The organism is Corynebacterium spheniscorum (assembly GCF_900113445.1).
In the GTDB taxonomy this organism is placed as follows: Bacteria; Actinomycetota; Actinomycetes; order Mycobacteriales; family Mycobacteriaceae; genus Corynebacterium; species Corynebacterium spheniscorum.
On sequence record NZ_FOPJ01000001.1, the window covers coordinates 108,275 to 133,148 of the forward strand.

A 24,874-nucleotide genomic window follows, 5' to 3' on the forward strand; every position below is an offset into this window, starting at 1 on the left:
GCTCACCAGCCTACCGATCAGGCTTCTGGTGGCCTGATGGCTGCATGCTAACCTCACTAATGCAGTGGAGGCGTACGTGTCCTGGTGGGCGCCCCGGTCTTCAAAACCGGTGAGGCCGAGTATCTCGGTCTGGCGGGTTCGATTCCCGTCCGCCTCCGCCACAAAGCTTGTTGATGATCCTTATAGTCCCCCCACACACTTGGCAATGAGGTGCGCTGATGGCGAAGAAATTTGCGAAGGAACACAGCGCACCAAATAAGGATCCACGCCGGAGTATCCCACGCGTCGATGAACTCCTAGAGATCTACCACGCCACGCCCAGCAAGATTAACCGCGAACGCGCCCTCGAGATCGCCCGCGAAGTTCAAGCCGATGCCCGCGCCGAAACACCCGGCAGGTTCAGCGAACTCAGTGCCGATGACCTAGCCGCCAGGGTGCGGGAGGAATACGCCCAGCGCCTGGGGAATACGCAACCTAGTTCTCTTACTGCGGTGCTTAATGCCACCGGGGTGATCATCCACACCAACTTAGGGCGCGCCCCGCTGAGCAACGCCGCCCAAGAAGCCCTCATCCAAGCCAGCGGCTATGTGGATGTAGAGATGGATCTTGATAGCGGCCGGCGTTCCAGTACCCGCGGGAAAGCCCCCAGCCAAGCCCTGGTGTGGGCACTAGGTACCCCAGCTGCTGAAGATGCCCTGATTGTGGGCAATGGTGCTGGGGCATTGATGTTGGCTGCCACCGCTTTATGCGGAATTGGTGGGCAGATCATTATTTCCCGCGGTGAGCTCATTGAAATTGGTGCTGGGTTTAGGCTCCCGGAACTTATTGAGGCCACCGGGGCAAAGCTCATTGAAGTAGGTGCCACCAACCGCACACACCTCGCGGACTATGCCAAAGCCTTAGAACAACACGGCACCACCACAGGCAGCGCCACCACACGCACCGCGATTTTTAAGGTGCACCCTTCTAATTACCGGGTAGCTGGGTTCCACGCGGAAGTGGGCTTAAAAGAATTACGCACCCTCGCCGATGAATACGCCATCCCGCTGATCACCGATGTGGGTTCCGGTTTGCTGCACCCTGAACCTCGCCTACCCCAAGAACCCGATATGGCTAGTGCCCTTAAAGATGGTGCAGACCTGGTGATCGCCAGCGGCGACAAACTTTTTGGTGGCCCCCAAGCAGGGCTTATTGCTGGTAAGAAAAGCTATGTTCAGGCGCTTCGTCAACACCCCCTGGCACGAGCCGTGCGGGTAGATAAACTCACCCTCGCCGCTATTGAAGCGACCATCTATGGCCACGACACCGCCCCGGTTCTTCAGGCGTTGCGCAGCGATCCGGAAGAACTTCGCCGACGCACCGAAAAACTCGCCGCTGATGTTGGGGTGGGGGAGGTTATTGAACATGAAGGCCGTGTGGGTGGCGGTGGTGCCCCGGAATACCCGCTGCCAGGGTGGGCATTAGCGCTTCCGGCGGGACTGAGTGCGCTCCTGCGCCAACCCACTGATCCAGATACCGCGGTGGTGGTGGCCCGCGAATACCAGGGGCATACCCTGATTGATCTGCGCTGCGTTCCTGAAGAAGAGGATGCGGCGGTTGCGGACGCTTTAAAAACTATTCTGGATAAGCTTTAAGGAAATAACGCTCACTCGCGCAAACGCTCACGCACAAAGGAGTCCTCAGCTCATCGTGTTTGTTCTTGCCACCGCCGGCCATGTTGACCACGGCAAATCCACCTTGGTATCAGCACTTACCGGGATGCAGCCGGATCGTTGGGAAGAAGAACAACGCCGCGGCCTCACCATTGATCTTGGGTTCGCCTGGACCACCCTTCCCTCCGGCCGCGACCTGGCCTTCGTGGATGTGCCCGGCCATGAGCGCTTCTTAGGCAATATGTTGGCCGGCATTGGCCCCGCCCCCGCGGTGATGCTGGTAGTAGCTGCCGATGAAGGCTGGCAGGAACAAAGCACCGACCACCTTGATGCCCTCAATGCCCTTGGGAAAACAACTGGGCTAGTAGTACTCACCCGCGCCGATCGCGCCGATGAAGCCCGCCGCGAGGAAGTAAAAGCCGATATCCGCCGCCGCCTGGCTGGCACCAGCCTCGCCGGCGCGCCGATCTGTACGGTTTCTGCCACAACCGGGGAAGGTATGGACGCACTGCGCAGCACCCTCGATGAGGTACTGAGCACTCTGCCTGAACCCAACCCGGATGCCCGCACCCGCCTATGGATCGACCGTGCTTTTAGCATTAGCGGTGCCGGCACCGTGATCACCGGCACGCTCACTGCTGGCACGCTTCGCCGCGGCGATGAGGTAGAACTCCTGCTTAAAGGGCAAAACACCGCACAGCGGGTAACTATCCGTGGCCTGCAATCTGAAGAAGAAGCCATGGCTGAGGTGGGCCCCACCCGGCGGGTGGCGGTGAATCTTCGCGGAATTGAAGCCTCCCAGATTCGCCGCGGTGACCTGCTCTTAGCCCCCATTAACGCCTGGCCGCTTAGCACCACTATTGATGTGCGCCGCCTGCCTGCTATCAGCGAACACCTCCTGAACGAGGCCCCGCAGGAACTCGCCGCGCACATTGGCACCCTGGAACTACAGGTGCGCCTGCGCCCGTTTGGCAAGAACCATGCGCGGCTGCAGCTTCCCCATCCGGTGGCCCTGCAGATTGGTGATCGCCTGGTGTTAAGAGCACCCGGTGATCACGCCGTATTCTCGGGCGTGGAAGTCATTGATCTGTCTCCCGCGCCCCTTGCCCGCCGCGGGGACGCAGCACGCCACCAACACGATCTCGAAGAAGCTAATTTTACCGACCCCACCACCTTTATCCAGCGAGAACTCACCCGCCACAGCATCCTTCATCCCCACACACTTAGCCGCGCCGGGGTGCCCATGCCCGCTGAGCCGCCGGCAGGAATCGTGCAGGTGGGGCAGTGGTGGGTAAAAGAACAGACCCTAGCTGAGCTTGCCCACGCCGCCCGGGCCGCGGCGACAAGCAGCGATCCGCTGCACCCTGGGGCCAGTAAACAGCAGGTCACCAAGCTTTTGCCCACCCCGGAGTTGTATCCGGAGGTGCTGCGCCGCGCCGGGTTGCAGGAGGCTGATGGCCGCGTGCGCCTGCCCGGGGCGAAGGTGAATTTGGGGCGCGCGGAGGAAGCCATCGCCACCATTGAAGAGTGGCTTGCCGAGGAACCTTTTAATGCCCCCGATGCTACTGAGCTGCGGGATCTTCGCTTAGGTCCGCGGGAACTCGCCGCGGCAGCCAAGGCAGGCAGGATCCTTCGCTTGCCTTCCGAGATCGTGTTATTGCCCTCCGCGCCCGCTGCGGCTAGGGCGGTGCTTAAAGGTTTGCCGCAGCCCTTCACCCTCAGCGAGGCTAGGAAGGCATTAAACACCACCCGAAGGGTCGCTGTGCCTTTCTTGGAATACCTTGATAGCCAGCGGGTAACCCGCAAAGTTGATGCTCATAGTGGGGCGAGGGTGGTGTGTGAGTAGGCCGTGTTGCTGAGTTCGGGTGAAGGTGGTTTAATACTGGGGTTGCCTGCGTAGAGCTTTGTTGCCATGCGTAGTCACATGTACATCAGACCGCGTGCGTCTGGGACGGAAATCCGACGCACATACAAACCAGGTCAGGAGACCACTAGTGATTCAGCAGGAATCGCGTCTGCGGGTCGCCGATAACACCGGTGCACGAGAAATTCTGTGCATCCGCGTGCTTGGCGGCTCCACTCGACGCTTCGCTGGCATCGGTGATGTCATCGTCGCCACCGTTAAGGAAGCCACCCCCGGCGGCAACGTGAAGGCCGGCGACATTGTTCGCGCCGTCATCGTTCGCGCCAAGAAGGAAACCCGTCGCGCTGACGGCTCCTATATCTCCTTCGATGAAAACGCTGCCGTGATCATCAAGAACGACAACGAGCCCCGCGGTACCCGTGTTTTCGGACCGGTTGCTCGCGAGCTTCGTGAAAAGAAGTTCATGAAGATCGTGTCTCTTGCACCGGAGGTGATTTAGTTGAAGATCCATAAGGGCGACATGGTTGTCGTTATCTCTGGCCCGGACAAGGGTGCCCAGGGCAAGGTCATTGAGGCCTACCCGAAGCGCAATAAGGTTCTGGTTGAAGGCGTCAACCGCATCAAGAAGCATGTTGCGAACTCTGCTCCCGAGCGTGGTGCTGAGTCCGGCGGCATCGTCACCCAGGAGGCCCCGATTCACGTCTCCAACGTGATGGTCCTCGACTCCGACGGCAACCCGACTCGCGTCGGCTACCGTTACGACGAAAACGGCAAGAAGGTCCGTATTTCGCGACGCAACGGGAAGGACATCTAAACATGAGCGAGAATTACACCCCGCGTCTGAAGACCCGTTACCGCGAAGAAATTCGCGCGAAGCTGAACGAAGAGTTCTCCTTCGATAACGTCATGCAGATCCCCGGCGTCACCAAGGTTGTTGTCAACATGGGTGTCGGCGATGCTGCTCGTGACTCCAAGCTGATCAATGGTGCCATGGAAGACCTGGCCCTGATCACCGGCCAGAAGCCACAGATCCGTCGCGCCAAGAAGTCCATCGCTAACTTCAAGCTGCGTGAAGGTATGCCCATCGGTGCCCGCGTTACCCTGCGTGGCGACCGCATGTGGGAGTTCCTGGACCGTCTGCTGACCGTCGCACTGCCGCGTATTCGCGACTTCCGCGGCCTGTCTGACCAGCAGTTCGATGGCCACGGCAACTACACCTTCGGCCTGACCGAGCAAACCATGTTCTACGAAATTGACGTGGACAAGGTTGATCGCCCCCGTGGTATGGACATCACCGTTGTGACCACCGCGACCAACAACGACGAAGGTCGTGCGCTGCTCCGCGAACTGGGCTTCCCCTTCAAGAAGAACGACCAGAACTAAGATTCCGGCGCTGTAAATCTGAAGCGGTTCTAGTTCGAACGGTTTCACGCTTCATTGAAGCTTCACTAAACCCCCGTTCCTTGCATCATGAGTGTGAGGTGGCGGGGGTTTGGTGCGTTGGGGGTGAGGGGAGTGCGGTGGGTGGACTATCCTAGGGAACAATTACTCGCCAATTTAGGCACCATTACCAGCGTTTATGCCGATAACTGGACACACATTTTGTCCTTTAACTCGGGGTTGGTGCGCAAGGACTGACATAAGCCGGACGCCTTGTTAAGCTCGTCGGTTCTTCAGCAAGCATCGCGTACCTGGTGCAGGAGTTTTGCGGAAGTACGTATACCCGCTGAAGTGCGCTAACCCTCGTGGATATAGCGGACCTCGGCTGGGCATTATGGTCCGCCGTGAAGGAAGGCATTAACCACCTTCAGGATTTCGGTCAGTAAGCGAAAGACCTCGGTGGCCAGCTTGACCTTGGAAGTACTGCTGGCGCCGGGGTCTTGTGGGTTCCGACCGTTGGGCAGTGCCCTTTGGTTGGCGTTTCGGTTTCTTTTTATCCCTCACGACCACCTCTTTCGTCGCTAGGGCCTTCCGCGAGTCAAGCTGCACGTGAAGGACCCGCGCAGGCGCGGGGCATACGCGCAGCGACGGAAGGGGCTCTAACGCACGCGCTAGCGACCACAGATCACAGGCCCTTAGTTCTGCTTTGGTGCTAGAGGTTGATCGCCAGAATCAACTTGGGGTTAGAACTCCTCATTATGCGAGCTCGAAGGCATTTTCTAGCTTTGTCGAAGCGCTTTCTTTCGGGGTAGCGCATTTCTTCGGTTGAGATCAGGATAAATACCCCCGAAATAATGAGAGCGGCGTTATGTTCCTGGGCACACCCCTTGCCTTGGCTCTAGTCGGCTAAGGCTACCCAAAATTCATTAATAAAATCGCAGGTGAGCACAAGTAACCCCTTTTTTCAACTCCTGCCTTAAGTTGTAGCTAATCTTATTGTGTACGGACTTATAGCAGGTAGGGGGCATGTTTTGGGGTCTTGCTGTGTGGAAAAAGCTGTGTGTTTTCGTTAAGGTTCCTAGCAGCCTTCACGCGCATCTGCGCAGCCCTCGCACCTTAGTGACCACAAAGAAGTGAAGAGTCAGGTACCTAAGGGTCCGCGCGTGAAGTCACTAATTAATGAGCGGTTTGGCTGAAGCCAGACGTTCACACCGACTGACATTTGCCCCCCACTCACACTCATAGTGAAAGGCCCGAGGATATGAGCCTGAACGAATCCGCTGCAGCCGCGGTGAAAAAGAAAATCACCCTCCTGGAGGAGGATTTCCCGCGCTTCGCCGTGCGCGCCACCCTTGGTGGTGTGTATTTGGCGCTGGGTACGGCCTTTGCGGCGGTCGCCGGTCATGCCGTAGAGCAACTTGCCCCCGGGATGGGAAGTCTGACTTTCTCCTTCCTCTTCGGCTTAGGTCTTTTTTCCATCATCTTGTTGGGTGCTGATCTAGCCACCGGCGACATGATGTACATGGTCTATGGCGCAGTTCAGAAGTACACCTCCTGGACTAAAGCCTTCTACCTGATCATCGTGTGCACCATCTTCAACCTCATCGGTGCGATCCTCATTGCAGTGATGCTGGCGCAAACCGCAAAGTTCGGAAATATCACCCCAGATCACCTGATAGCCACCATTACCGAAGCCAAGCTGCACAAGGGCCCCTTCGATGCACTGGTGGAAGCCATCATGGCTAACTTCGTGGTGAACATGGCTGTGCTGGGTGCTGTCTTCTGCAAGGACGTGGCCAGCAAGTTCCTGACCATCATTCCGATCATCGCCATGTTCGTTGGTATGGGCCTCGAGCACGTTATTGCTAACTTCTGCCTGATGAGCATTACCTTCTTCACCTCCAACCCGATGATCGACTCCATGGCCTTTGGCCCGGTGGCCATGAACTGGGCTGTGGTGTGGGTCGGCAATGTGATCGGTGGCGGCTTCCTCATCGGTGGGCTTTATGCCTGGCTGAACCGCGGCAGCGAGGCCTTCCGCGACTAAGCGCACAGCCCCCTGGACTTAAACAACAGCCACGGCTGGTGCGGAGGAATTCTTATTCTCTCCGGACACTAGCCGTGGCTTTTTGTGTGCTGTTAATTATTGATGCGCCCAGAATAGAGATTGAAGCGACGCCCACGGATAAAGCCCACTAGGCCGAGGTTTGCTTCCCGGGCTAGATCCACCGCTAAAGACGTCGCAGCAGATACCGCTAGCAGTGCTGAAAATCGTGCCGCAATGGCCTTTTGGGCAAGCTCGAAGCTAGCCCTGGAGCTCATAACCAATAACAAGTCCTCAGCCGGTAAGCGATTATTGAGCAGTAGGTGCCCAATGACCTTATCGGCGGCGTTGTGGCGACCAATATCTTCGCGCACCACAATCGGCTGGCCTTCTAAGGTGAACGCACCAGCCGCATGAATGCCACCAGTTTTGCGGAAACTCTTTTGATGCTCCCGCAAAATCTCCGGTACTCGCACCACAACGTCGGGGTCCAAAGGATGCGCAGGTAGCGGGGCAGGGCAGCTGCCCATAATTTTTTCAATGGAGGAGCTGCCGCACACCCCACAGGCAGATGTTGTGGGAGTTAGACGAATGCTTTGCGCGCTTGGCGGTGGCACATGCGCAGCAAGTTCGACATTCAACACGTTATAGGTGTTCTCGCCATGAGGCCCCGTAGCGCCGGCACAATAGCGCGCCGTTTTCACATCCTCAGCCTGATGAATCACACCTTCACCGAGAAGAAAGCCGTGCGCCCATTCAATATCATCACCGGGGGTGCGCATAGTGGTGGTGAAGGTGGTTCCATTCACCCTTAACTCGAGGGGCTCCTCCACACTCAACAGATCAGCGCGGGTGTCAATAGTTAAGGCACCATCAGGCTGATCAGCAGGTGGCAAGGTCACCTTAGTGACAGCTGCAGAACGGGTGATTCTTCCCACGGGGATTAAGAGTCCTGATCCTCGGCGATAATATCGCGCAGATTCTTAGCTGCCTTGCGAACAAACTCTTGTCGTTGTTTCGCCGATAGGTCCTGCGAACCTGCGGCTACGCCCACGAGGAAAGCAGTCAGCGGGGCAGCAGGGCGGGAAGGCCCATGCGCGACATCGCGGGTGAGGTCCAATAGATCGCCTACGACCGGGCGGATGAGGCTTTCATCAACACCTAGTTCGCGGGCTGCGCGATCTAACCAACGGTGTGCGTGAGTGAAATCTTGATCGGTGTTCTTTTTATGTTCAGACATGAGCGGGTGAGCTCAGCTCCTTGGGAAATTTTCTTCAGGGTTGTCACCTTGCAACCTTACGCGTGGGGCTTAACCGGAGACGCTACTTCATCCTGCTTGTGTGCAAACTAGGTAGTGCTGTAGTGTTGGTCGACGGACTACTGCGCTTTGCTTGTGTTGGCGTAATTCTTCATGCTCGACATAGGTGAAGCGTTTGTATGTTCCCTGAAAACTGTACATACCTACTTTGTTGTAGGCCCCCCGCCGCGTCATGCGAACCGAGCGGAAAGCGGCAGCGAGCATCCCAGATGATTTTGTCTGGGGAGCGTGAAGTGGCCCGATGGATCGCCCGGTAAACGCTTTGGTGGGATGTGGGAACCGCAACGAGAAAGGCACCAGGTCACCTCATGACCATGACTGATCCTATTGCCGACATGTTGTCGCGCGTGCGTAATGCAAACCATGCGCACCACGACACCGTGTCGATGCCTTCTTCTAACTTGAAGGTCAACATTGCTGAGATCCTCAAGCAAGAAGGCTATATCGCTAACTACACCGTCGAGGACGCCAAGGTTGGCAAGACCTTGAGCCTCGAGCTGAAGTACGGCCCTTCCCGTGAACGCGCCATCTCCGGCGTGCGTCGCGTGTCCAAGCCGGGTCTGCGCGTGTACACCAAGTCCACCAACCTGCCGAAGGTGCTGGGGGGTCTGGGCGTGGCCATCATCTCCACGTCTCAGGGTCTGCTGACCGACCGTCAGGCTCACGAGAAGGGCGTAGGCGGAGAAGTCCTCGCCTACGTCTGGTAAGGGAGGATTGACTTAATATGTCGCGCATCGGTAAGAACCCGATTCCGGTCCCCAACGGCGTTGAAATCAAGATCGACGGCCAGCATGTCGAGGTCAAGGGCTCTAAGGGCACCTTGAGCCAGGACATCCCCGCCCCGATCAACGTTGCTGTGGAAGATGGCCAGATCCTGGTCACCCGCCCGGATGATAACCGCAAGAACCGTGCACTCCACGGCCTGTCCCGCTCCCTGGTGAACAACATGGTTGTTGGTGTCACCGAGGGTTACACCCAGAAGATGGAAATCCACGGTGTGGGTTACCGCGTCCAGCTCAAGGGCAAGGACCTCGAGTTCTCCCTGGGCTACTCGCACCCGGTCCTCATTGAGGCTCCGGAAGGCATCACCTTCGCGGTTGACGGCAACACCAAGTTCTCCATCTCCGGAATCAATAAGCAGCAGGTCGGGCAGATCGCCGCTAACATCCGTCGTCTGCGGAAGGACGATCCCTATAAGGGTAAGGGCATCCGCTACGAGGGTGAGCAGATCCGCCGCAAGGTCGGAAAGACGGGTAAGTAAGCATGAGCAACAACGCAGAAAACAGCCAGGGCAAGCGCCTGCCTGTCGGCAAGGATATTTCTACTCGCCGTCGTGCCGCGCGTTCCCGCCGCCACTTCCGTATCCGCAAGACGCTGCGCGGTACCGCCGAGGCCCCGCGCCTAGTCGTGCACCGCACCTCGCGTCACATGCACGCCCAGATCATCGACGACACTGTCGGCCACACCTTGGCTGCCGCCTCCACCATGGAGCCGGAGATCCGCTCCATCGAGGGCGATAAGAAGGCCAAGGGCGCCAAGGTCGGCGAAGTTCTGGCACAGCGTGCCAAAGAAGCTGGCATTGAAAAGGTCGTCTTCGACCGCGCCGGCTACAAGTATCACGGCCGCATCGCCGCTCTGGCTGATGCCGCTCGCGAAGGTGGTCTGAAGTTCTAATGATCACCACCGCAATCAGCAACATCTACGGAAGGATCGCGTAATGCCGGGACGTGAACGGCGTGACGGCGGACGCTCCGCCGACGAGAATAAGAAGAACAATGAGCGCCGCGGCGGCGGCCGCAACGACCGCCGCAATCAGCAGCAGGACGAGCGCTCCCAGTACATTGAGCGTGTTGTCACCATCAACCGCGTGTCCAAGGTCGTTAAGGGTGGTCGTCGCTTCAGCTTCACCGCTCTGGTGATCGTGGGCGATGGCAAGGGCATGGTCGGTGTCGGTTACGGCAAGGCCAAGGAAGTTCCCGCCGCTATCCAGAAGGGTGCCGAAGAGGCTCGCAAGAACTTCTTCCGCGTCCCCATGGTCGGTGGCACCATCACCCACCCGGTTCAGGGCGAAGCCGCTGCTGGCGTAGTTATGCTGCGCCCGGCTGCCCCCGGTACCGGTGTGATCGCCGGTGGCGCTGTCCGTCCGGTGCTGGAATGCGCCGGTGTTCAGGACGTGCTGTCGAAGTCCCTGGGCTCCGACAATGCCATCAACGTCGTCCACGCTACCGTGGCCGGCTTGAAGCAGCTTGTGCGTCCCGAAGAGGTTGCTGCCCGTCGTGGCAAGAGCCTCGAAGAGGTTGCACCCGCTCGTATGCTGCGCATCCGCGCAGGGCAGGAGGCCTAAAACATGGCACTGAAGATCACTCAGATCAAAGGCACTGTCGGCACCAAGCCGAAGGCGCGGGAAAACCTGCGTTCACTCGGCCTTAAGCGCATCCGCCACAGCGTGGTCCGCCCCGACACCCCTCAGGTGCGCGGCATGATCAACGCGGTGCGCCACCTGGTCGTCGTCGAAGAAGTGGCGGGGGAGTAGATAACACATGAGCGAACCCATTAAGCTCCACGATCTGCGCCCGGCTAAGGGCGCCAATAAGCCGAAGACCCGCGTTGGCCGCGGTGAGGCTTCCAAGGGTAAGACCGCTGGCCGCGGCACCAAGGGTACTAAGGCACGTAAGCAAGTGTCGGCAGCATTCGAAGGCGGCCAAATGCCGCTGCACATGCGCCTGCCGAAGCTCAAGGGCTTTAAGAACCCGAACAAGGTTGTCTTCCAGGTCGTCAATGTTGCCGATCTGGCTGAGGCCTTCCCCAAGGGTGGCGAGGTTAGCGTTGCTGACCTGGTTGCCAAGGGCCTGGTTCGTAAGAACCAGCCGGTTAAGGTGCTCGGCAATGGCGACATCTCTGTCGCCGTGAATGTCACCGCTAACAAGTTCTCGGGCTCCGCCAAGGAGAAGATCGAGGCTGCCGGCGGTAGCGTCTCTGAGGCTAAGTAATCACTCTTAGTCAGTAGTTCTCTCACCCCGAACCTGTTCAACAGGTTCGGGGTGAGAGTGTTTCAAGGCTCGTGATGGGATTATCCCGTTACGAGCCTTTTGCTATTTAGCTTTAGCTGGTGGCGGTATCTAGCTGTGTCCGCGCCTTGGGTCTACAGACACTTAAGGGTGTAACTGCGGGGATTGAATGCGGTAGATGCCCCGGTAGCTAGCGCACTATTTACTCCCTGGGGATGGAAGTATGAGGGGAATTTAGTGGGAACAATTAACTGTCGATTTAGCTACTCTGACCATTGATTATGGAGAAGGCCGGACACACTTTTTGTCCATTAACTGTGTACTTGTACTGTAGCCCGGGGATGCTGATTTATCTGCGAAGTTACATGAGGGGATCAGTGAAGGCGTCTCTTGGAGTACAACCCAGCGAACGATCCGCATCCGGCCTCTTGGGGGCCAGAAATGCCACCTAAAGACCCAGTGCAGCACTCATGATCATGGCTCTCACCGAGGTGCGCGTTCTGCACATTTCGCCTTGCTTGTTGGGCTGGGTGCTTTGATATTCCCATTGTGACGGGCTGGTGTTGCGGCGGCTGCATTTCGGGGGCTCGCTCCTTCAAACGGGTGGCCAAATACAAGGTTGACTATCTTTAAAAACCCACTGGTTGAGGCGGTGAATCTACCTGGCCGTAGCCAGCGTGAGCGCCAAAGGAGCGGATTGAGATTACCTTATTGAATGCTACCCCCATTAGAACTAGTGAATATTAGGCGTGTCGAACTTTTGTTAGTCTCGCTCTACTACCTTTTTTTCTCTCAGGGAGGATTTCCTATGAGTAGAATGCTCAGAAGTTTGTGTTCTGTGGCGCTTGGCTTGAGCGTTGCTGTGTCCGTTCCAACGTATTCATTAGCTGAAGACGCTGGTGGCTATTCCCCTCTTACCTCAGGTATGGGGACTGTTCGGGAGGTGGAAAGCGGCCCGTTTGCGGAGTGGGGTTTCCCTACGCCGCCGGGCGCTGAGAACTATCAGGTCAACGAAGCTACAGATGCTGAGCTTAACCCGGAAGGCTTAAGCGATTGGACGCCTACTGCTGATCCCAATGGCGAGGTTGTGCCAGGGGCGATGCGCTCAGATTATGAGCGCATCCCGGAGGGGATTGATAAGGCTGAAGCTGATCAGGCTGAAGTCAAAGAAGCGCGTATTGCGGCTGATCCACAGCGGGCATTCCGGGCGGCTCCTGGTTGTAGTGTCTATTGGCCTTCATGGTTCGAGGTCTGTGGTGCTATCAAGGAGCTTTATGACAAGATCGGTGGGCCCACGAGCTTCCTAAGCTTGCCACGGTCGGGGGAGTTGACGAACCCTGATGGTGTGGGAAAGCGTACCGAATTCCTTAATGGCTTTATTTATTGGCACCCCGATACGGGAGCTCATACGGTAAGTCTTCCTGCGTCCATGGTGTGGGCGCGTCATGGTTGGGAGCAGGGCTTCTTAGGCTATCCCACGACGAGTGATATTGCTCAAGGAAATGGTTGGTATAAGCAGCATTTCCAGGGGGGTTATGTTTATACCCACAATGCGTTGCCTCCGGTGCAGGCCAGTATTCAAGGCGCGATTTACGATAAATGGCAATCGTTAGGGGCTCAGAATAGCTCTTTGGGGTTCCCGATCAGTGATGAGCTGCCGACTCCTGATGGCGTTGGTCGCTATAACTTCTTTGAAGGTGGGGCTATCTATTGGACCCCGCAGCATGGAGCGTATGCCGTTGAGGGATCAATTCTGGATCAGTGGGCTGATTCGGGTTATGAGACTGGAAAGTTCGGCTACCCGATTGGAGATGCCAATGCTGATGGAGAGTGGCGTGTACGCCAAAACTTCGAACACGGAGAACTTTCAGGGTTTATTCCGCTGCTGACGCGTATCAGTGAAAGCTTCTTCATGGATGAGTCAGAGATCCAGAACATGGTCGATATCCTGGTTGAGGATTTCGAATTGCATGGCATCGATAGCATGACTGGTTTTGAACAGCTGCTGGAGCAGTCTCTTGAATCACTGCAAATTAATGCTCAGAATTATTTGGAAGCCGTAGCAGATAGTAATTTCACGGGAGCAAACGATGTGGCACCGCTCAATGCGGTACGTGGAGTGGATGCGTCTGACGGCTGCGAGTATGTGGCCCCTGGAAACGCCAATACGAAGCGAGGCGATGTCTTCTACTCAGTGGCGACAACTACTTTCAAGGGCAAGGTTCATGCCAACCACGGTCACTCCGGAATATTCGTTACAGAAGCTGACCACCCGGATGATATTGAAACCGTCGAAGCTCTCAGCCCTGAAGAAGGAGTGCAGCGTATAAAAGGCAGCGATAGGAGAGGGGTTTGTAAGCCACGCTTGTTACGAGTTAGAACCGACGACGCGACGAGGGATGCTGCAGCAAGTTTCGCTGAAGACCAGGTGACCAAGGACTATAACAGTAACTTCTGGTTCACTCGTATCGGCCGGCTGGATCGGGACAGCTATAACTGTTCTCAACTGGTGTGGGCCGCGTATAAACGGGCTTCGGGCGGTGGCCTTGATATCGGAGAAGAGCGCCCCTATGAAAGTTACAAAGCGGCAGTATTCCCGTGGGATATTTATTTATCGCATAACACCTACGAGTACCATTAAGGCAGAGACCAATGATGAATTTTCGGGTTGCTATCGCAATCCTCGGCTTGCTGACCACCAGCTTGCTCTCTGTTGGCTGCTCTTCAGAGGACCATTCTGCCAACGGTGTTCCTGCTGCCCCTTTCGATGAGTGGGAGTGGGTGGGGATTTCCGAGCCAGTCTCATTATTGGATAAGCATTCTCGGAATAATGTTTTTTGGGCAACTGATGATGGCACCGGGGAGGCGCAGTCCTATCAGGCGGTTTATTACCCCTCGATGCAGCGCTTTGATGATGGCTGGGTGGTGCCAACCCGCGATAGCCTGTTGTTTTTAGATGAGCAGTTGCAGGTGAAATCCCAGTTCGATGTTGGAGAGGGCGAACTTAATCAGCAACTAAAAGGCGTTGGCTCAGTTGATGGGTCCGCAGTGGTCCTAAACTTCGACGTCAGTGACCAGGACAACTCTTATGCGAGCCGTCTTTTTGCTCTGAATGATCAAGGGATCCATTCCTTTTCGATAACTGATTATGTCTCGTCTATGCGAGCTTGTGATGATGGGTCAGCTACGTGGCTGACAAAAGCTACTGACTCTGGGGACTTGGGCTTGGTTCGAATGGATCCTTCCGGTGACACGACTGAGGTAGTGCTCGAAACCCCCGATGGTACGAAGCTCACCTCTGGTGCGACTCTCCTAGGCTGTAGTGAGGAGGGCTCTTATCTCGGTTTTTATGATGATTCCGGTAGGCTGCATGCCTACGCTGTCGAAGGTAGTTGGCCTGATGTGGTGCTTAAGGAAGACTGGGATATAGGAGACCTTTTCCCTAAAACCGAAAAAGGACAGATGAATAGGTCCTTCCAGGTTCTTGATGGGAAGCTTTATAGCTTCCTGCATGAGGGAAGGGTTATTGCCTTAGATTTTGAGAACCATGAGGTGTATCAATCTGAGGTGTTGTTGCCGCCGGATACGAATCCGGTATCTGCCACGGTAGATGGTGAAAATATTTATGTGGTGACGCAGCCGCAGGGTGGTGCTCGGGAACTGCGTGTGCACTCCTTTTCTTTAAGGGACCCGCGGCCTAGTGATGGTGGGTTCTTGTTGGAGGGCTTCTTCTCGCTGCCGCATAGCGAAAGGGGTAACCCTTATGCCGTCCCACATAATGTCTACCCGGCACGCCGATAACTCTCCTGCCGGAAGGCGCAACGACTTCTAATACAGCGGGATTCACCCGGAGTTAGAGAAAGCTCAGGTTATCCCCCTGCTGCGGGAAATCTCTTTGTAAGTAGCACCCTCACTCTGCGCACGTGCGCAGAGTGAGGGTGCACTTTTCGAAATTCGCTGAATCGGGCCGGAAACACGCATCAGGGGTGGCATAGCGTGGGCCTTGTGCGTGCCGTTAGCAGTGCTGATATCGGGGCCGTGTCGATCTCGAGGACAGCCCAGCGACATTCCTGATCTCCCGGGGATGTGTCCGCGCAGGTCATGGTCGAATCTTCTTTATGTCACTACCTTCCGGGCACACAGCCCATCGTCGGCAGGTCATATAGCAAATGGTCCGGGAGCACCCGACCACATCAGGGGTTCGACTACTCGCGTTGGGCCACGATGGTGGCGTGGCAAACCCCAGCCCCGTGGATACCGTTATAAGGAGCGCATAGCCGCGGGAAAACCGATCTCGAATGAAGCAAAAAATCTGTGGAGCGCGCGATGTGTGCCGGGAAAATCCCTGCGCATGCCAGTGAGGGTACCCGCGGCTAAGTTATCCTTTCTTTGGCTGGTAGGGTAGTGGGGTCAATTGTGTCCGGGCCCGACAATCCTGGGCCAGGAATGAACAACTTGTCCCGCGGGGACTGTGTGCGTGCGCGTGCGCGGGCCTTGGCGGGAGTACCCAGGAGGCTACGTGTCCGCCCTTATATCGGCATTCAAGGACGCCGATCTGCGCAAGAAGATCATCTTCACTATTGCGCTGATCATCCTGTACCGCATTGGTGCACAAATCCCCTCGCCGGGTGTTGACTATGCGGCGATTCACGAACGGCTCAGCCAGATTAGCCAGGACCAGTCGAGTGTGTACTCACTGGTGAACCTGTTCTCTGGTGGCGCGCTGCTGAAGCTATCGGTGTTTGCCATCGGCATTATGCCGTACATTACGGCCTCAATTATTGTGCAGCTGCTGACCGTGGTGATCCCTCACTTCGAAGAATTGAAGAAAGAGGGACAGACCGGGCAGTCGAAGATGATGCAATATACGCGTTATCTGACGCTGGCATTAGCGATGCTGCAATCTGCTGGCATTGTGGCGCTGGCGGATCGCCAGCAGCTGCTGGGTGCCGGTGTGGATGTGCTGAAGGCTGATCGCAACCTCTTTGACCTGCTGCTGCTGGTGGTTGTGATGACCTCCGGTGCGGTGCTGGTGATGTGGCTTGGTGAGCTGATTACCGAAAAGGGCATCGGCAATGGCATGTCGCTGCTGATCTTCGCCGGTATTGCCACCCGTTTGCCCACCGATGGTGTGATGGTGTTTAGCAACTCTGGTGGCTTTGTGTTCGCCATGGTGCTGGTTGCTGTGATCATCCTGGTTGTGGGTGTGGTCTTTGTGGAGCAGGGGCAGCGCCGCATTCCGGTGCAATACGCCAAGCGCATGATCGGCCGCCGCCAATATGGTGGTTCCTCGACCTACCTGCCGCTGAAGGTGAACCAGGCCGGCGTTATCCCCGTGATCTTCGCATCCTCCCTGATTTATATGCCGGTGCTGATCACGCAGATTGTGAACTCCGGTAAGGCTGTGCCGCCGGATAACTGGTGGATGCGCAATGTGGTGCACTACCTGCAAACGCCCTCTAGCTGGCAGTACATTGTGCTGTACTTCCTGCTGATTGTGTTCTTCAGCTTCTTCTATGTTTCGGTGCAATACGACCCGAACGACCAGGCGGAGAACATGAAGAAGTACGGTGGATTTATCCCGGGTATTCGCCCGGGCCGTCCGACCGCCCAGTACCTGGGCTTCGTGATGAACCGTCTGCTCTTCGTCGGTGCCTTGTACCTGGGCCTGATTGCCGTTCTGCCGAATATTGCTTTGGAGATGGGCGTGGGGTCCGGTACCGGATCCACCATGAACGCATTCGGTGGCACCGCGATCCTGATTCTGGTTTCGGTTGCTTTGACTACCGTGAAGCAGATCGAAAGCCAGCTCCTACAAAGTAATTACGAAGGACTTCTCAAATGAGACTCGTACTCCTTGGGCCCCCCGGTGCCGGCAAAGGCACCCAAGCAGCCCTCCTTTCGGAAAAGCTGAATATCCCGCATATCTCCACCGGCGATCTCTTCCGCGCCAATATTGGCGAAGGCACCCCGCTGGGTCTGGAAGCCAAGGAATATATTGACGCTGGCAAGTTGGTGCCCACCGATGTCACCGCACGCATGGTGAAGGCCCGCCTGGCGGAAGATGATGCCAAGAATGGCTTCCTCTTAGATGGTTTCCCGCGCACCGTGGAACAAGCTGAGATCCTGGCTGAGTTCCTCAAGGAGCAGGACCAGAAGCTTGATGGTGTGCTGAACTTCCGCGTCTCTGAGGATGTGGTGGTTGAGCGCATGCTGGCTCGTGGTCGCGCTGATGATAATGAAGAGACCATCCGCACGCGCATGGCGGTGTACCGCGATGAGACCGCTCCGCTGATTGATCACTACGGCGATGCGATCATCAATATCGAAGCCGAAGGCGAAGTTGAAGAAATCAACGAGCGCGCCATGAAGGCACTCGGGAAGTAAGACTTTCCGCTGGTGCTAGTGGCATTGCCTTAGTGGTAGCGCCGTCGTGGCAGTGCCTTAGTGGCAGTGCCTTGCTGGCTTGCTGATGAAGCACGTGCCCGCCGCCTGACCGCACCCCTTTTGCGTAGTTGATGCGCTGGGGTGGCGGGAGGTGATGCGAGGGCACGTGCTTTTTGCTTGTCGCAGCATCTTCTTGGCCGGAGCAGACCCCTTTTTGTCAGCACCCGCAGCCCCGCCTCCTCATAGACCCACCTCTCCCCACAGATCCACGAAAGATTGAGATACCGCCCCATGGGCTTTCGTAAACGCCGCAAAGGCCGCAGCATCCCCGCTAAAACCGCCGCCGAACTTGATGCCATGGAAGCCGCCGGCGCTATCGTCGGCCGCGCTTTGGTGAATATTCGCGAAGCAGCCCGCCCGGGGATGAGCACCAAGGACCTCGACGAGATCGCCGAAACGACCATCCGGGAAGCCGGAGCGATCCCTACCTTCCTCGGCTACCAAGGTTTCCCGGCGTCAATCTGCGCTTCCGTTAATGAAGTAATTGTGCACGGCATCCCCAACCAGGAAACCGTGTTACAAGAAGGCGACCTGGTATCCATCGACTGCGGCGCCACCTATGAAGGCTGGGTAGGGGACTCTGCCTGGACCTTCCCGATCGGGGAAGTCGATGAGGAAGTAGCCAAGCTCAACGAAGCTACCCGCTGGGTGCTCTATGAAGGCATGAAAGCAATGGTGCCGGGGAATCGACTCACGGATGTCTCCCATGCCCTGGAATTAGCGACGCGCGCGGCGGAGAAAAAATTTGGCGTCGATCTTTTTATCGTGGATGGATACGGCGGCCACGGTATCGGCCACACCATGCATGAGGAACCCTATCTAGCTAATGAGGGCAAACCCGGGCGAGGCCCGATTATCGCAGAAGGCTCGGTGCTAGCCATTGAGCCGATGCTGACCTTGGGTACCTGTGATTCCGCGGTGCTGGAAGATGATTGGACGGTAGTGACCATTGATGGCTCCTGGTCGAGCCACTGGGAGCACACTGTGGCAGCTACCTCTGATGGCCCGCGGATTCTTACCCCGCGCAGCATAGCCGATTAGTTCTTCAGCTTCTGGTCTTGAGCTTCTCGGTAGTGTGCGGGCGGTTGCCCCACGTGCGAACTGGCTTATGAGCAGTGGCGTTTTAGTCCAACGTGACAGTTTTAGGGTGTGGCTGTAGACACACCCATGTAACAATCAACTAGGCTTGCAGGGACTTTAACGGTAAGGTGTCTCCGCGAATCACAGCAGAGATATTGTGCTGTCAAAAGATTAATTTCCTCCCCCGGAAAGGCTTTAAAAAGAGTATGAAAACCATTGTGCGCCGTGCAGCGCTGACCTTCGTGAGCGCCGCCGCAGCTGCTGGCATGCTCGTCTCCCCGGCCATGGCAGGTAGTGCCCAGGCCGCACCGAATCCGCTTTCGGCTGCGGTTGGCTCTTCTGATATGCCCCAGATCTTCGTCGGTTCCTCCCAGCAGGACCTGCGCAATATCGCTTGGGATACCCGCAATAATCTTCATAACGCTGCCGGTGCTTTGCCCCCGCAGCTCGCCCAACAGGCCCGTCAAGCTGTTGATGGGGCCGTCAACGGCATGTTCCCAGGCCTGATTAATGAGCGCAGCGGCGGCTGGGCACCTGCTCCCGCCCCGGCACCGGCACCTGCTCCGAACCCGCACCATGGCGGCTACCGCATTGATAGCCCCTGCCCGGTGGAGGCCCGCGTGTGCGTGGACCTTAATGGCAACCGCACCTGGATTCAGCACAATGGTTATGTCACCTACGGCCCGGCCGTAATGTCGGCTGGCGCCCCGGGGCCGGAAACGGAAACTCCGCGCGGGATGTTCAGCGTGGTGCGTAAGGTTCGCGATGAGGTGTCCATCCCCTTCGATAATGCGCCCATGCCTTATGCCGTGTACTTCACCCACGCCGGCCACGCCTTCCATGAAGGCCGCGTCGATTGGCTTTCCCATGGGTGCATCCACTTGATGCACCAGGATGCCGTCACCTACTTCGACCAATTGCACCCCGGTGATCTGATCTACATCTACTAATAAATCACCTCGGATACTCCTTAGCGTGGGGTGCAACCCCCACGGTCGCTAAGGGGCTGCAGTGCTTGGAGCACACCGCCCGGCATGGTCACTAAAGCCACAAAAGCAACCCGTCCACCTCATTGGTGGATAACACGGGTTGCTTTTTCCATGCTCACGCCGGTAAAGTGCTCCGTTGGTGTATGTGCACCACCTCTGGCCTGCCCAGATGTGGGGTTTTGCGCACGCACCAAGGTAAACACAACAACTTACAGGTGTCGGGACTTGAATTCCCCGGCACCGGGAATGTGGAGGATATGGCTAAGGAAGGCGCCATCGAGGTTGAGGGTCGCATTGTCGAATCTCTTCCTAACGCAATGTTTCGAGTCGAGCTTGACAACGGTCACAAGGTACTGGCTCACATCAGCGGAAAGATGCGTCAGCACTATATCCGCATCCTCCCCGAAGACCGGGTTGTAGTGGAGCTTTCGCCCTATGACCTGACCCGCGGTCGCATCGTTTACCGCTACAAGTAAGAAGCACACGCCTCCCTGTTTTTAGGTGCGAGGCCCCTGCTGAATATCTTCACTGGGCGTCGGTAGTCACCGAGTTATCGCAACTCCCTGACACCGACGCTTGATATTCGCCAAGTAGGGCACGCGCTGACAACAACCTTTGGCCACGGTGGCCGAAGCCTCATGATTCACGGTGTAAGCCCGGGATTTTCCGTCCGGGTGACAAACACCACCGGGTGGTGAGGACGAACAGGGAGAAAACCACCGTAACAACCGGAAAGGTACTGCCTAATGGCACGTCTTGCTGGAGTTGACCTCCCGCGCAATAAGCGCATGGAGGTTGCTCTCACTTACATTTACGGCATTGGCCCCGCCCGTGCCGCGAAGCTCCTGGAGGAGACCGGCATCTCCCCGGACCTGCGCACCGACAACCTCACCGACGAACAGGTTTCTGCTCTGCGTGATGTCATCGAGTCCACCTGGAAGGTCGAGGGTGACCTTCGCCGCCAGGTTCAGGCCGATATTCGCCGCAAGATTGAAATTGGCTGCTACCAGGGTCTGCGCCACCGTCGTGGCCTGCCCGTTCGTGGCCAACGCACCAAGACCAATGCGCGCACCCGCAAGGGTCCGAAGAAGACGATCGCCGGAAAGAAGAAGTAATCCATGCCTCCGAAGACTCGCTCCGGCGCGCGCCGCACTGGCCGCCGCGTCGTTAAGAAGAATGTGGCCGAAGGCCACGCATACATCAAGTCCACCTTCAACAACACCATCGTGTCCATCACGGACCCGAAGGGTGCTGTCATCTCCTGGGCTTCCTCTGGTCACGTTGGGTTCAAGGGCTCCCGTAAGTCCACCCCCTTCGCTGCTCAGATGGCCGCCGAATCCGCAGCCCGCAAGGCTATGGATCATGGCATGAAGAAGGTTGACGTGTTCGTCAAGGGCCCCGGCTCTGGACGTGAGACCGCTATCCGTTCCCTCCAGGCCGCCGGCCTCGAGGTCACCTCGATCTCGGATGTGACTCCGCAGCCGCACAATGGTTGCCGTCCGCCGAAGCGTCGCCGCGTCTAATAGGGAAAGGAAAAGGTAAGAATTATGGCCCGTTATACCGGACCCGTTACACGTAAATCGCGTCGCCTCCGCGTCGACCTCGTCGGCGGAGATATGGCCTTCGAGCGTCGCCCCTACCCCCCGGGACAGGCTGGCCGCGCCCGCATCAAGGAATCTGAGTACCTGCTGCAGCTGCAGGAAAAGCAGAAGGCTCGCTTCACCTACGGTGTGATGGAAAAGCAATTCCGTCGCTACTACTTCGAAGCGAACCGTCGCCCCGGCAAGACCGGTGACAACCTCATGGTTCTGCTGGAATCCCGCTTGGACAACGTGGTCTACCGCGCTGGTCTGGCTCGCACCCGCCGCCAGGCCCGTCAGCTGGTGTCCCACGGTCACTTCCTCGTCAATGGCAAGAAGGTCAACGTGCCTTCCTACCAGGTGTCGCAGTACGACATCATCGACGTGCGTGAGAAGTCCCGCAAGATGCTCTGGTTCGAAGAAGCTCAGCTGGGCTTGGCCGACGCTGTCGTGCCGGCATGGCTGCAGGTCGTTCCCGAAACCCTGCGCATCCTCGTGCACCAGCTGCCCGAGCGTGCCCAGATCGACGTTCCGATCCAGGAACAGCTCATCGTCGAGTTCTACTCGAAGTAATCCCTGAAATCTCAGGGCGCTTCACACCCCTAACACGCAGCAGCGCCAGGGCAGGCGCGCACCACGCTAAGAACTATTTACTAGCAGTGATGCGCACCGCCGCATAGCGCTGGAAGCGTGTGTGGGGAAGCATAAATCTTCAACTCAACGCCGTCTTATTGCCCTTTCCGACGTCATATGGCGGGCGTCAGAAAAAGGAGAAACATCCCATGCTCATTTCCCAGCGGCCGACTCTCACCGAGGATTACATCGACTCCGCGCGCTCCAAGTTCATCATTGAACCCCTGGAACCCGGTTTCGGTTACACCCTGGGTAACTCGCTGCGTCGCACCCTGCTGTCCTCCATCCCGGGGGCTGCAGTGACCAGCATCAAGATCGATGGTGTGCTCCACGAGTTCACCACTATCTCCGGCGTGAAGGAAGATGTCTCCGACATCGTCCTGAATGTCAAGGGACTGGTTCTGTCTTCCGACTCTGATGAGCCGGTGGTCATGTACCTCAGCAAGGAAGGCCCGGGTGAGGTCACCGCTGGTGATATCCAACCCCCGGCTGGCGTGGAGATCCACAACCCGGATCTGCACATCGCTTCCCTGAATGAGCAGGGCAAGCTCGACATGGAACTCGTTGTGGAACGTGGCCGCGGCTATGTTCCGGCAGCGCTGAATCCCAGCATCGCTGATATCGGCCGCATCCCGGTCGACCAGATTTACTCCCCGGTGCTGAAGGTCAGCTACAAGGTGGAAGCTACTCGTGTTGAGCAGCGCACCGACTTCGACAAGCTGATCATTGATGTCGAGACCAAGAACTCCATCACCGCACGTGATGCTCTGGCTTCTGCCGGCAAAACCCTTGTTGAACTCTTCGGCCTCGCCCGTGAGCTCAACACCGCTGCTGAAGGCATTGAAATTGGGCCCTCCCCGCAGGAAACCGAATTCATTGCCGCCTACGGCATGCCGATCGAAGACCTGAACTTCTCTGTTCGCTCCTATAACTGCCTGAAGCGCCAGGAAATCCACACCGTCGGTGAGCTCGCTGAGTGCACCGAATCGGATCTGCTGGATATCCGCAACTTCGGCCAGAAGTCGATCAATGAAGTAAAGATCAAGCTCGCCAGCTTGGGGCTGACCCTGAAGGACGCCCCGGAGGATTTCGATCCGACGACGCTGGAAGGCTACGACGCTGAGACTGGCGATTTCATCGACCACGAGCCCGAAGATTTCGAGTAAAACGCCCTGACCTGAGCCCTGCCGCTGTGCGCTCCTAAAGGAAACCTCCCAAGGAACCTCCAAGGAGCTCCCCACAGCGGAGCGTTCGGACACTACGATCCTGTACACGAGGAGTATCCCCCATGCCTACCCCAAAGAAGGGCGCCCGTCTCGGCGGCTCTCCGGCCAACCAGCGGAAGATTCTTTCCAACCTGGCCGCGCAGCTTTTCGAGCACGGTGCCATCAAGACCACCGATGCGAAGGCTAAGACCCTTCGTCCCTATGCGGAAAAGCTCATCACCAAGGCTAAGTCCGGCACTCTTGCTGACCGCCGCGAAGTGCTGAAGCACATCCCGCAGAAGGATGTTGTTGCCCACCTATTCGACGAGTTGGCCCCGGCCTTCGAGAACCGTAATGGTGGCTACACCCGCATCATCAAGCTGGAAAACCGCGCCGGCGATAACGCCCCCATGTCGCAGATCTCCCTGGTTATGGAAGAGACCGTGACTGCTGAGGCTGAGCGCGCCGTCCGCGCCGCTGCTTCCAAGAAGGCTGAAAAGACCGAAGAAGCCCCCAAGGCCGAAGAAGCTGAAGAAGCTCCTAAGGCTGAGGAAGCCGAAGAGGCCCCCAAGGCTGAAGAGAAGACCGAAGAAGCTGAAGAAAGCGAAGCCAAGGAAGACTAATTCTTCCGGACACTTTCGCCCTTAAGCTTTAGGGACTTCTCGCGCACTAAGATCACCCCGTGTTAGCTTGCTAGATATTGCAAGCACACGGGGTGATCCTTATTCCAGAGCACCCACCGGCACAGCACACGCACAGCACCCACCAACCACAGAATCCCACACACACTCACATGCGCATCAGACTCGACCTCGCCTATAACGGCAGCAACTTCCACGGCTGGGCCCGCCAACAAGGCGAGCTCCGCACCGTCCAAGGTGTGCTGGAAGACAACCTGCGCATGATCCTGCGACACCCCGAACTCCAACTCACCGTCGCCGGACGCACCGACGCCGGCGTGCACGCCACCGCGCAGGTCGCGCACTTCGATGTCCCCGATGAGGCCCTCCAGCAGCGCAGCATCGATGGCGACCCCAACCGCCTGGTACGCCGCCTGGCCCGTCTTCTGCCTGAAGACGTGCGCGTCCACGCCTGCACGGAAGTCCCCGATACCTTCGACGCACGCTTCTCCGCGCTGCGCCGCCACTACCGCTACCGCATCACCACGCATCCCCGTGGCGCTTTACCCACCCGCACCATCGATACCGCCACCTGGCCCCGCCCAGTGGACCTTCCACTCATGCAAGCCGCCGCCGATACCCTCCTTGGCCTGCATGACTTCGCCGCCTTTTGCAAACCTCGTGAGTACGCCACCACCATCCGCACCCTCGAGCGCTTCGACTGGCATGATGCCTCCACCGAAGAAGAACCGCAGCTCTATATCGCAGAGGTCACCGCGGATGCGTTTTGTTGGAATATGGTGCGCTCCTTGGTGGGTACCTGCCTTGCCATCGGCCAGGGCCAGCAGGCCCCCAACTTCACCGCCGAGCTTCTCAATCTCCGGCATCGCAGCCCCCAGGTGCGGCCAGCCCCAGCCCGCGGCCTGACCTTAAGCGGCGTTGACTACCCCCCGCCCGCCGATCTCGAAAAGCGTGCTTTAAAGACTCGCGCCAAACGCGCCGCCCTCTAAAACCCGCCGCAGCACGCTAAGCTGTGAGCGCACAGAAACTGCTC

The 24,874-nt window shown here is 57.5% G+C and carries 27 protein-coding genes and 1 tRNA gene; 26 read left to right on the forward strand and 2 right to left on the reverse strand.

All coding sequences use genetic code 11. The annotated features are described in order from the left end of the window. Nucleotides 1-66: 66 nt before the first annotated feature. The 7 genes from BMZ01_RS00495 (at nucleotide 67) to BMZ01_RS00525 (ending at nucleotide 6,943) form a co-directional block, all read left to right on the forward strand. Nucleotides 67-161, forward strand: a tRNA-Sec gene (locus tag BMZ01_RS00495). A gap of 57 nt (nucleotides 162-218) precedes the next feature. Next, entirely contained in the window at nucleotides 219-1,634 is a 1,416-nt protein-coding gene (selA, locus tag BMZ01_RS00500) for an L-seryl-tRNA(Sec) selenium transferase (protein ID WP_092283325.1), read from the forward strand. A gap of 55 nt (nucleotides 1,635-1,689) precedes the next feature. Further along, the gene (gene selB / locus BMZ01_RS00505; RefSeq protein WP_092283327.1) at nucleotides 1,690-3,498 is read left to right on the forward strand and encodes a selenocysteine-specific translation elongation factor; all 1,809 of its coding nucleotides are present in this window, start codon (nucleotides 1,690-1,692) and stop codon (nucleotides 3,496-3,498) included. A 148-nt stretch (nucleotides 3,499-3,646) separates the two neighbouring features. Further along, a complete protein-coding gene (rplN, locus tag BMZ01_RS00510) occupies nucleotides 3,647-4,015 on the forward strand; it encodes a 50S ribosomal protein L14 (RefSeq protein ID WP_092283328.1) in 369 nt (122 codons plus the stop codon). Further along, nucleotides 4,016-4,330 (forward strand): 50S ribosomal protein L24, encoded by a 315-nt coding sequence (gene rplX, locus BMZ01_RS00515; RefSeq protein WP_092283330.1) that lies wholly within the window; start codon nucleotides 4,016-4,018, stop codon nucleotides 4,328-4,330. A 2-nt stretch (nucleotides 4,331-4,332) separates the two neighbouring features. After that, nucleotides 4,333-4,899 (forward strand): 50S ribosomal protein L5, encoded by a 567-nt coding sequence (gene rplE, locus BMZ01_RS00520; protein WP_092283332.1) that lies wholly within the window; start codon nucleotides 4,333-4,335, stop codon nucleotides 4,897-4,899. Between the two features lie 1,258 nt (nucleotides 4,900-6,157). After that, nucleotides 6,158-6,943 (forward strand): formate/nitrite transporter family protein, encoded by a 786-nt coding sequence (locus BMZ01_RS00525; protein ID WP_092283334.1) that lies wholly within the window; start codon nucleotides 6,158-6,160, stop codon nucleotides 6,941-6,943. A gap of 92 nt (nucleotides 6,944-7,035) precedes the next feature. On the opposite strand, the gene fdhD is transcribed toward BMZ01_RS00525, so the two are convergent. Together fdhD and BMZ01_RS00535 are read right to left on the reverse strand one after the other, a co-directional pair. Beyond that, entirely contained in the window at nucleotides 7,036-7,878 is an 843-nt protein-coding gene (fdhD, locus tag BMZ01_RS00530) for a formate dehydrogenase accessory sulfurtransferase FdhD (RefSeq protein ID WP_092283336.1), read from the reverse strand. Nucleotides 7,879-7,883: 5 nt separating this feature from the next. After that, entirely contained in the window at nucleotides 7,884-8,180 is a 297-nt protein-coding gene (locus tag BMZ01_RS00535) for a DUF6457 domain-containing protein (protein WP_092283338.1), read from the reverse strand. A 386-nt stretch (nucleotides 8,181-8,566) separates the two neighbouring features. Between BMZ01_RS00535 and rpsH the strand changes: the two genes are divergently transcribed. The 19 genes from rpsH to truA all read left to right on the forward strand — a co-directional run bounded on the left by rpsH (nucleotide 8,567) and on the right by truA (nucleotide 24,830). Next, on the forward strand, nucleotides 8,567-8,965 hold the full coding sequence (rpsH, locus tag BMZ01_RS00540; RefSeq protein ID WP_092283340.1) for a 30S ribosomal protein S8: 399 nt from the start codon (nucleotides 8,567-8,569) through the stop codon (nucleotides 8,963-8,965). A 17-nt stretch (nucleotides 8,966-8,982) separates the two neighbouring features. Beyond that, entirely contained in the window at nucleotides 8,983-9,519 is a 537-nt protein-coding gene (gene rplF / locus BMZ01_RS00545; protein ID WP_092283342.1) for a 50S ribosomal protein L6, read from the forward strand. A gap of 2 nt (nucleotides 9,520-9,521) precedes the next feature. Then, entirely contained in the window at nucleotides 9,522-9,932 is a 411-nt protein-coding gene (rplR, locus tag BMZ01_RS00550) for a 50S ribosomal protein L18 (protein ID WP_092283344.1), read from the forward strand. 43 nt (nucleotides 9,933-9,975) lie between these two features. Continuing rightward, nucleotides 9,976-10,602, forward strand: a complete 627-nt coding sequence (gene rpsE, locus BMZ01_RS00555) for a 30S ribosomal protein S5 (protein ID WP_092283346.1) — start codon at nucleotides 9,976-9,978, stop codon at nucleotides 10,600-10,602. 3 nt (nucleotides 10,603-10,605) lie between these two features. Beyond that, entirely contained in the window at nucleotides 10,606-10,791 is a 186-nt protein-coding gene (gene rpmD, locus BMZ01_RS00560) for a 50S ribosomal protein L30 (protein WP_092283348.1), read from the forward strand. A 7-nt stretch (nucleotides 10,792-10,798) separates the two neighbouring features. Further along, nucleotides 10,799-11,248: a 50S ribosomal protein L15 gene (gene rplO / locus BMZ01_RS00565; protein WP_092283350.1), complete on the forward strand. Its 450-nt coding sequence runs from the start codon at nucleotides 10,799-10,801 to the stop codon at nucleotides 11,246-11,248. An 826-nt stretch (nucleotides 11,249-12,074) separates the two neighbouring features. Then, nucleotides 12,075-13,907, forward strand: a complete 1,833-nt coding sequence (locus BMZ01_RS00570) for a YiiX/YebB-like N1pC/P60 family cysteine hydrolase (RefSeq protein ID WP_143067415.1) — start codon at nucleotides 12,075-12,077, stop codon at nucleotides 13,905-13,907. Between the two features lie 11 nt (nucleotides 13,908-13,918). Further along, entirely contained in the window at nucleotides 13,919-15,067 is a 1,149-nt protein-coding gene (locus BMZ01_RS00575) for a hypothetical protein (protein WP_092283352.1), read from the forward strand. A 718-nt stretch (nucleotides 15,068-15,785) separates the two neighbouring features. After that, nucleotides 15,786-17,111, forward strand: coding sequence for a preprotein translocase subunit SecY (secY, locus tag BMZ01_RS00580; protein WP_092283354.1), 1,326 nt, complete (start codon nucleotides 15,786-15,788; stop codon nucleotides 17,109-17,111). Next, on the forward strand, nucleotides 17,108-17,653 hold the full coding sequence (locus tag BMZ01_RS00585; RefSeq protein WP_092283356.1) for an adenylate kinase: 546 nt from the start codon (nucleotides 17,108-17,110) through the stop codon (nucleotides 17,651-17,653). Before secY ends, BMZ01_RS00585 begins: the two co-directional genes overlap by 4 nt. A gap of 291 nt (nucleotides 17,654-17,944) precedes the next feature. Then, nucleotides 17,945-18,754 (forward strand): type I methionyl aminopeptidase, encoded by an 810-nt coding sequence (map, locus tag BMZ01_RS00590; RefSeq protein WP_092283358.1) that lies wholly within the window; start codon nucleotides 17,945-17,947, stop codon nucleotides 18,752-18,754. Nucleotides 18,755-18,999: 245 nt separating this feature from the next. Next, complete coding sequence (locus BMZ01_RS00595) at nucleotides 19,000-19,743, forward strand: L,D-transpeptidase (protein ID WP_223845833.1); 744 nt, start codon at nucleotides 19,000-19,002, stop codon at nucleotides 19,741-19,743. 296 nt (nucleotides 19,744-20,039) lie between these two features. Then, complete coding sequence (gene infA, locus BMZ01_RS00600; RefSeq protein WP_092283736.1) at nucleotides 20,040-20,258, forward strand: translation initiation factor IF-1; 219 nt, start codon at nucleotides 20,040-20,042, stop codon at nucleotides 20,256-20,258. A 270-nt stretch (nucleotides 20,259-20,528) separates the two neighbouring features. Beyond that, entirely contained in the window at nucleotides 20,529-20,897 is a 369-nt protein-coding gene (rpsM, locus tag BMZ01_RS00605; RefSeq protein ID WP_092283360.1) for a 30S ribosomal protein S13, read from the forward strand. 3 nt (nucleotides 20,898-20,900) lie between these two features. Beyond that, on the forward strand, nucleotides 20,901-21,305 hold the full coding sequence (gene rpsK, locus BMZ01_RS00610; protein WP_092283362.1) for a 30S ribosomal protein S11: 405 nt from the start codon (nucleotides 20,901-20,903) through the stop codon (nucleotides 21,303-21,305). A 24-nt stretch (nucleotides 21,306-21,329) separates the two neighbouring features. Further along, nucleotides 21,330-21,935, forward strand: coding sequence for a 30S ribosomal protein S4 (gene rpsD, locus BMZ01_RS00615; protein ID WP_092283364.1), 606 nt, complete (start codon nucleotides 21,330-21,332; stop codon nucleotides 21,933-21,935). A 209-nt stretch (nucleotides 21,936-22,144) separates the two neighbouring features. Next, nucleotides 22,145-23,161 (forward strand): DNA-directed RNA polymerase subunit alpha, encoded by a 1,017-nt coding sequence (locus BMZ01_RS00620; protein WP_092283366.1) that lies wholly within the window; start codon nucleotides 22,145-22,147, stop codon nucleotides 23,159-23,161. A gap of 122 nt (nucleotides 23,162-23,283) precedes the next feature. Further along, complete coding sequence (gene rplQ, locus BMZ01_RS00625; RefSeq protein ID WP_092283368.1) at nucleotides 23,284-23,823, forward strand: 50S ribosomal protein L17; 540 nt, start codon at nucleotides 23,284-23,286, stop codon at nucleotides 23,821-23,823. A 170-nt stretch (nucleotides 23,824-23,993) separates the two neighbouring features. Next, nucleotides 23,994-24,830: a tRNA pseudouridine(38-40) synthase TruA gene (truA, locus tag BMZ01_RS00630; RefSeq protein ID WP_092283370.1), complete on the forward strand. Its 837-nt coding sequence runs from the start codon at nucleotides 23,994-23,996 to the stop codon at nucleotides 24,828-24,830. Nucleotides 24,831-24,874: the final 44 nt, after the last annotated feature.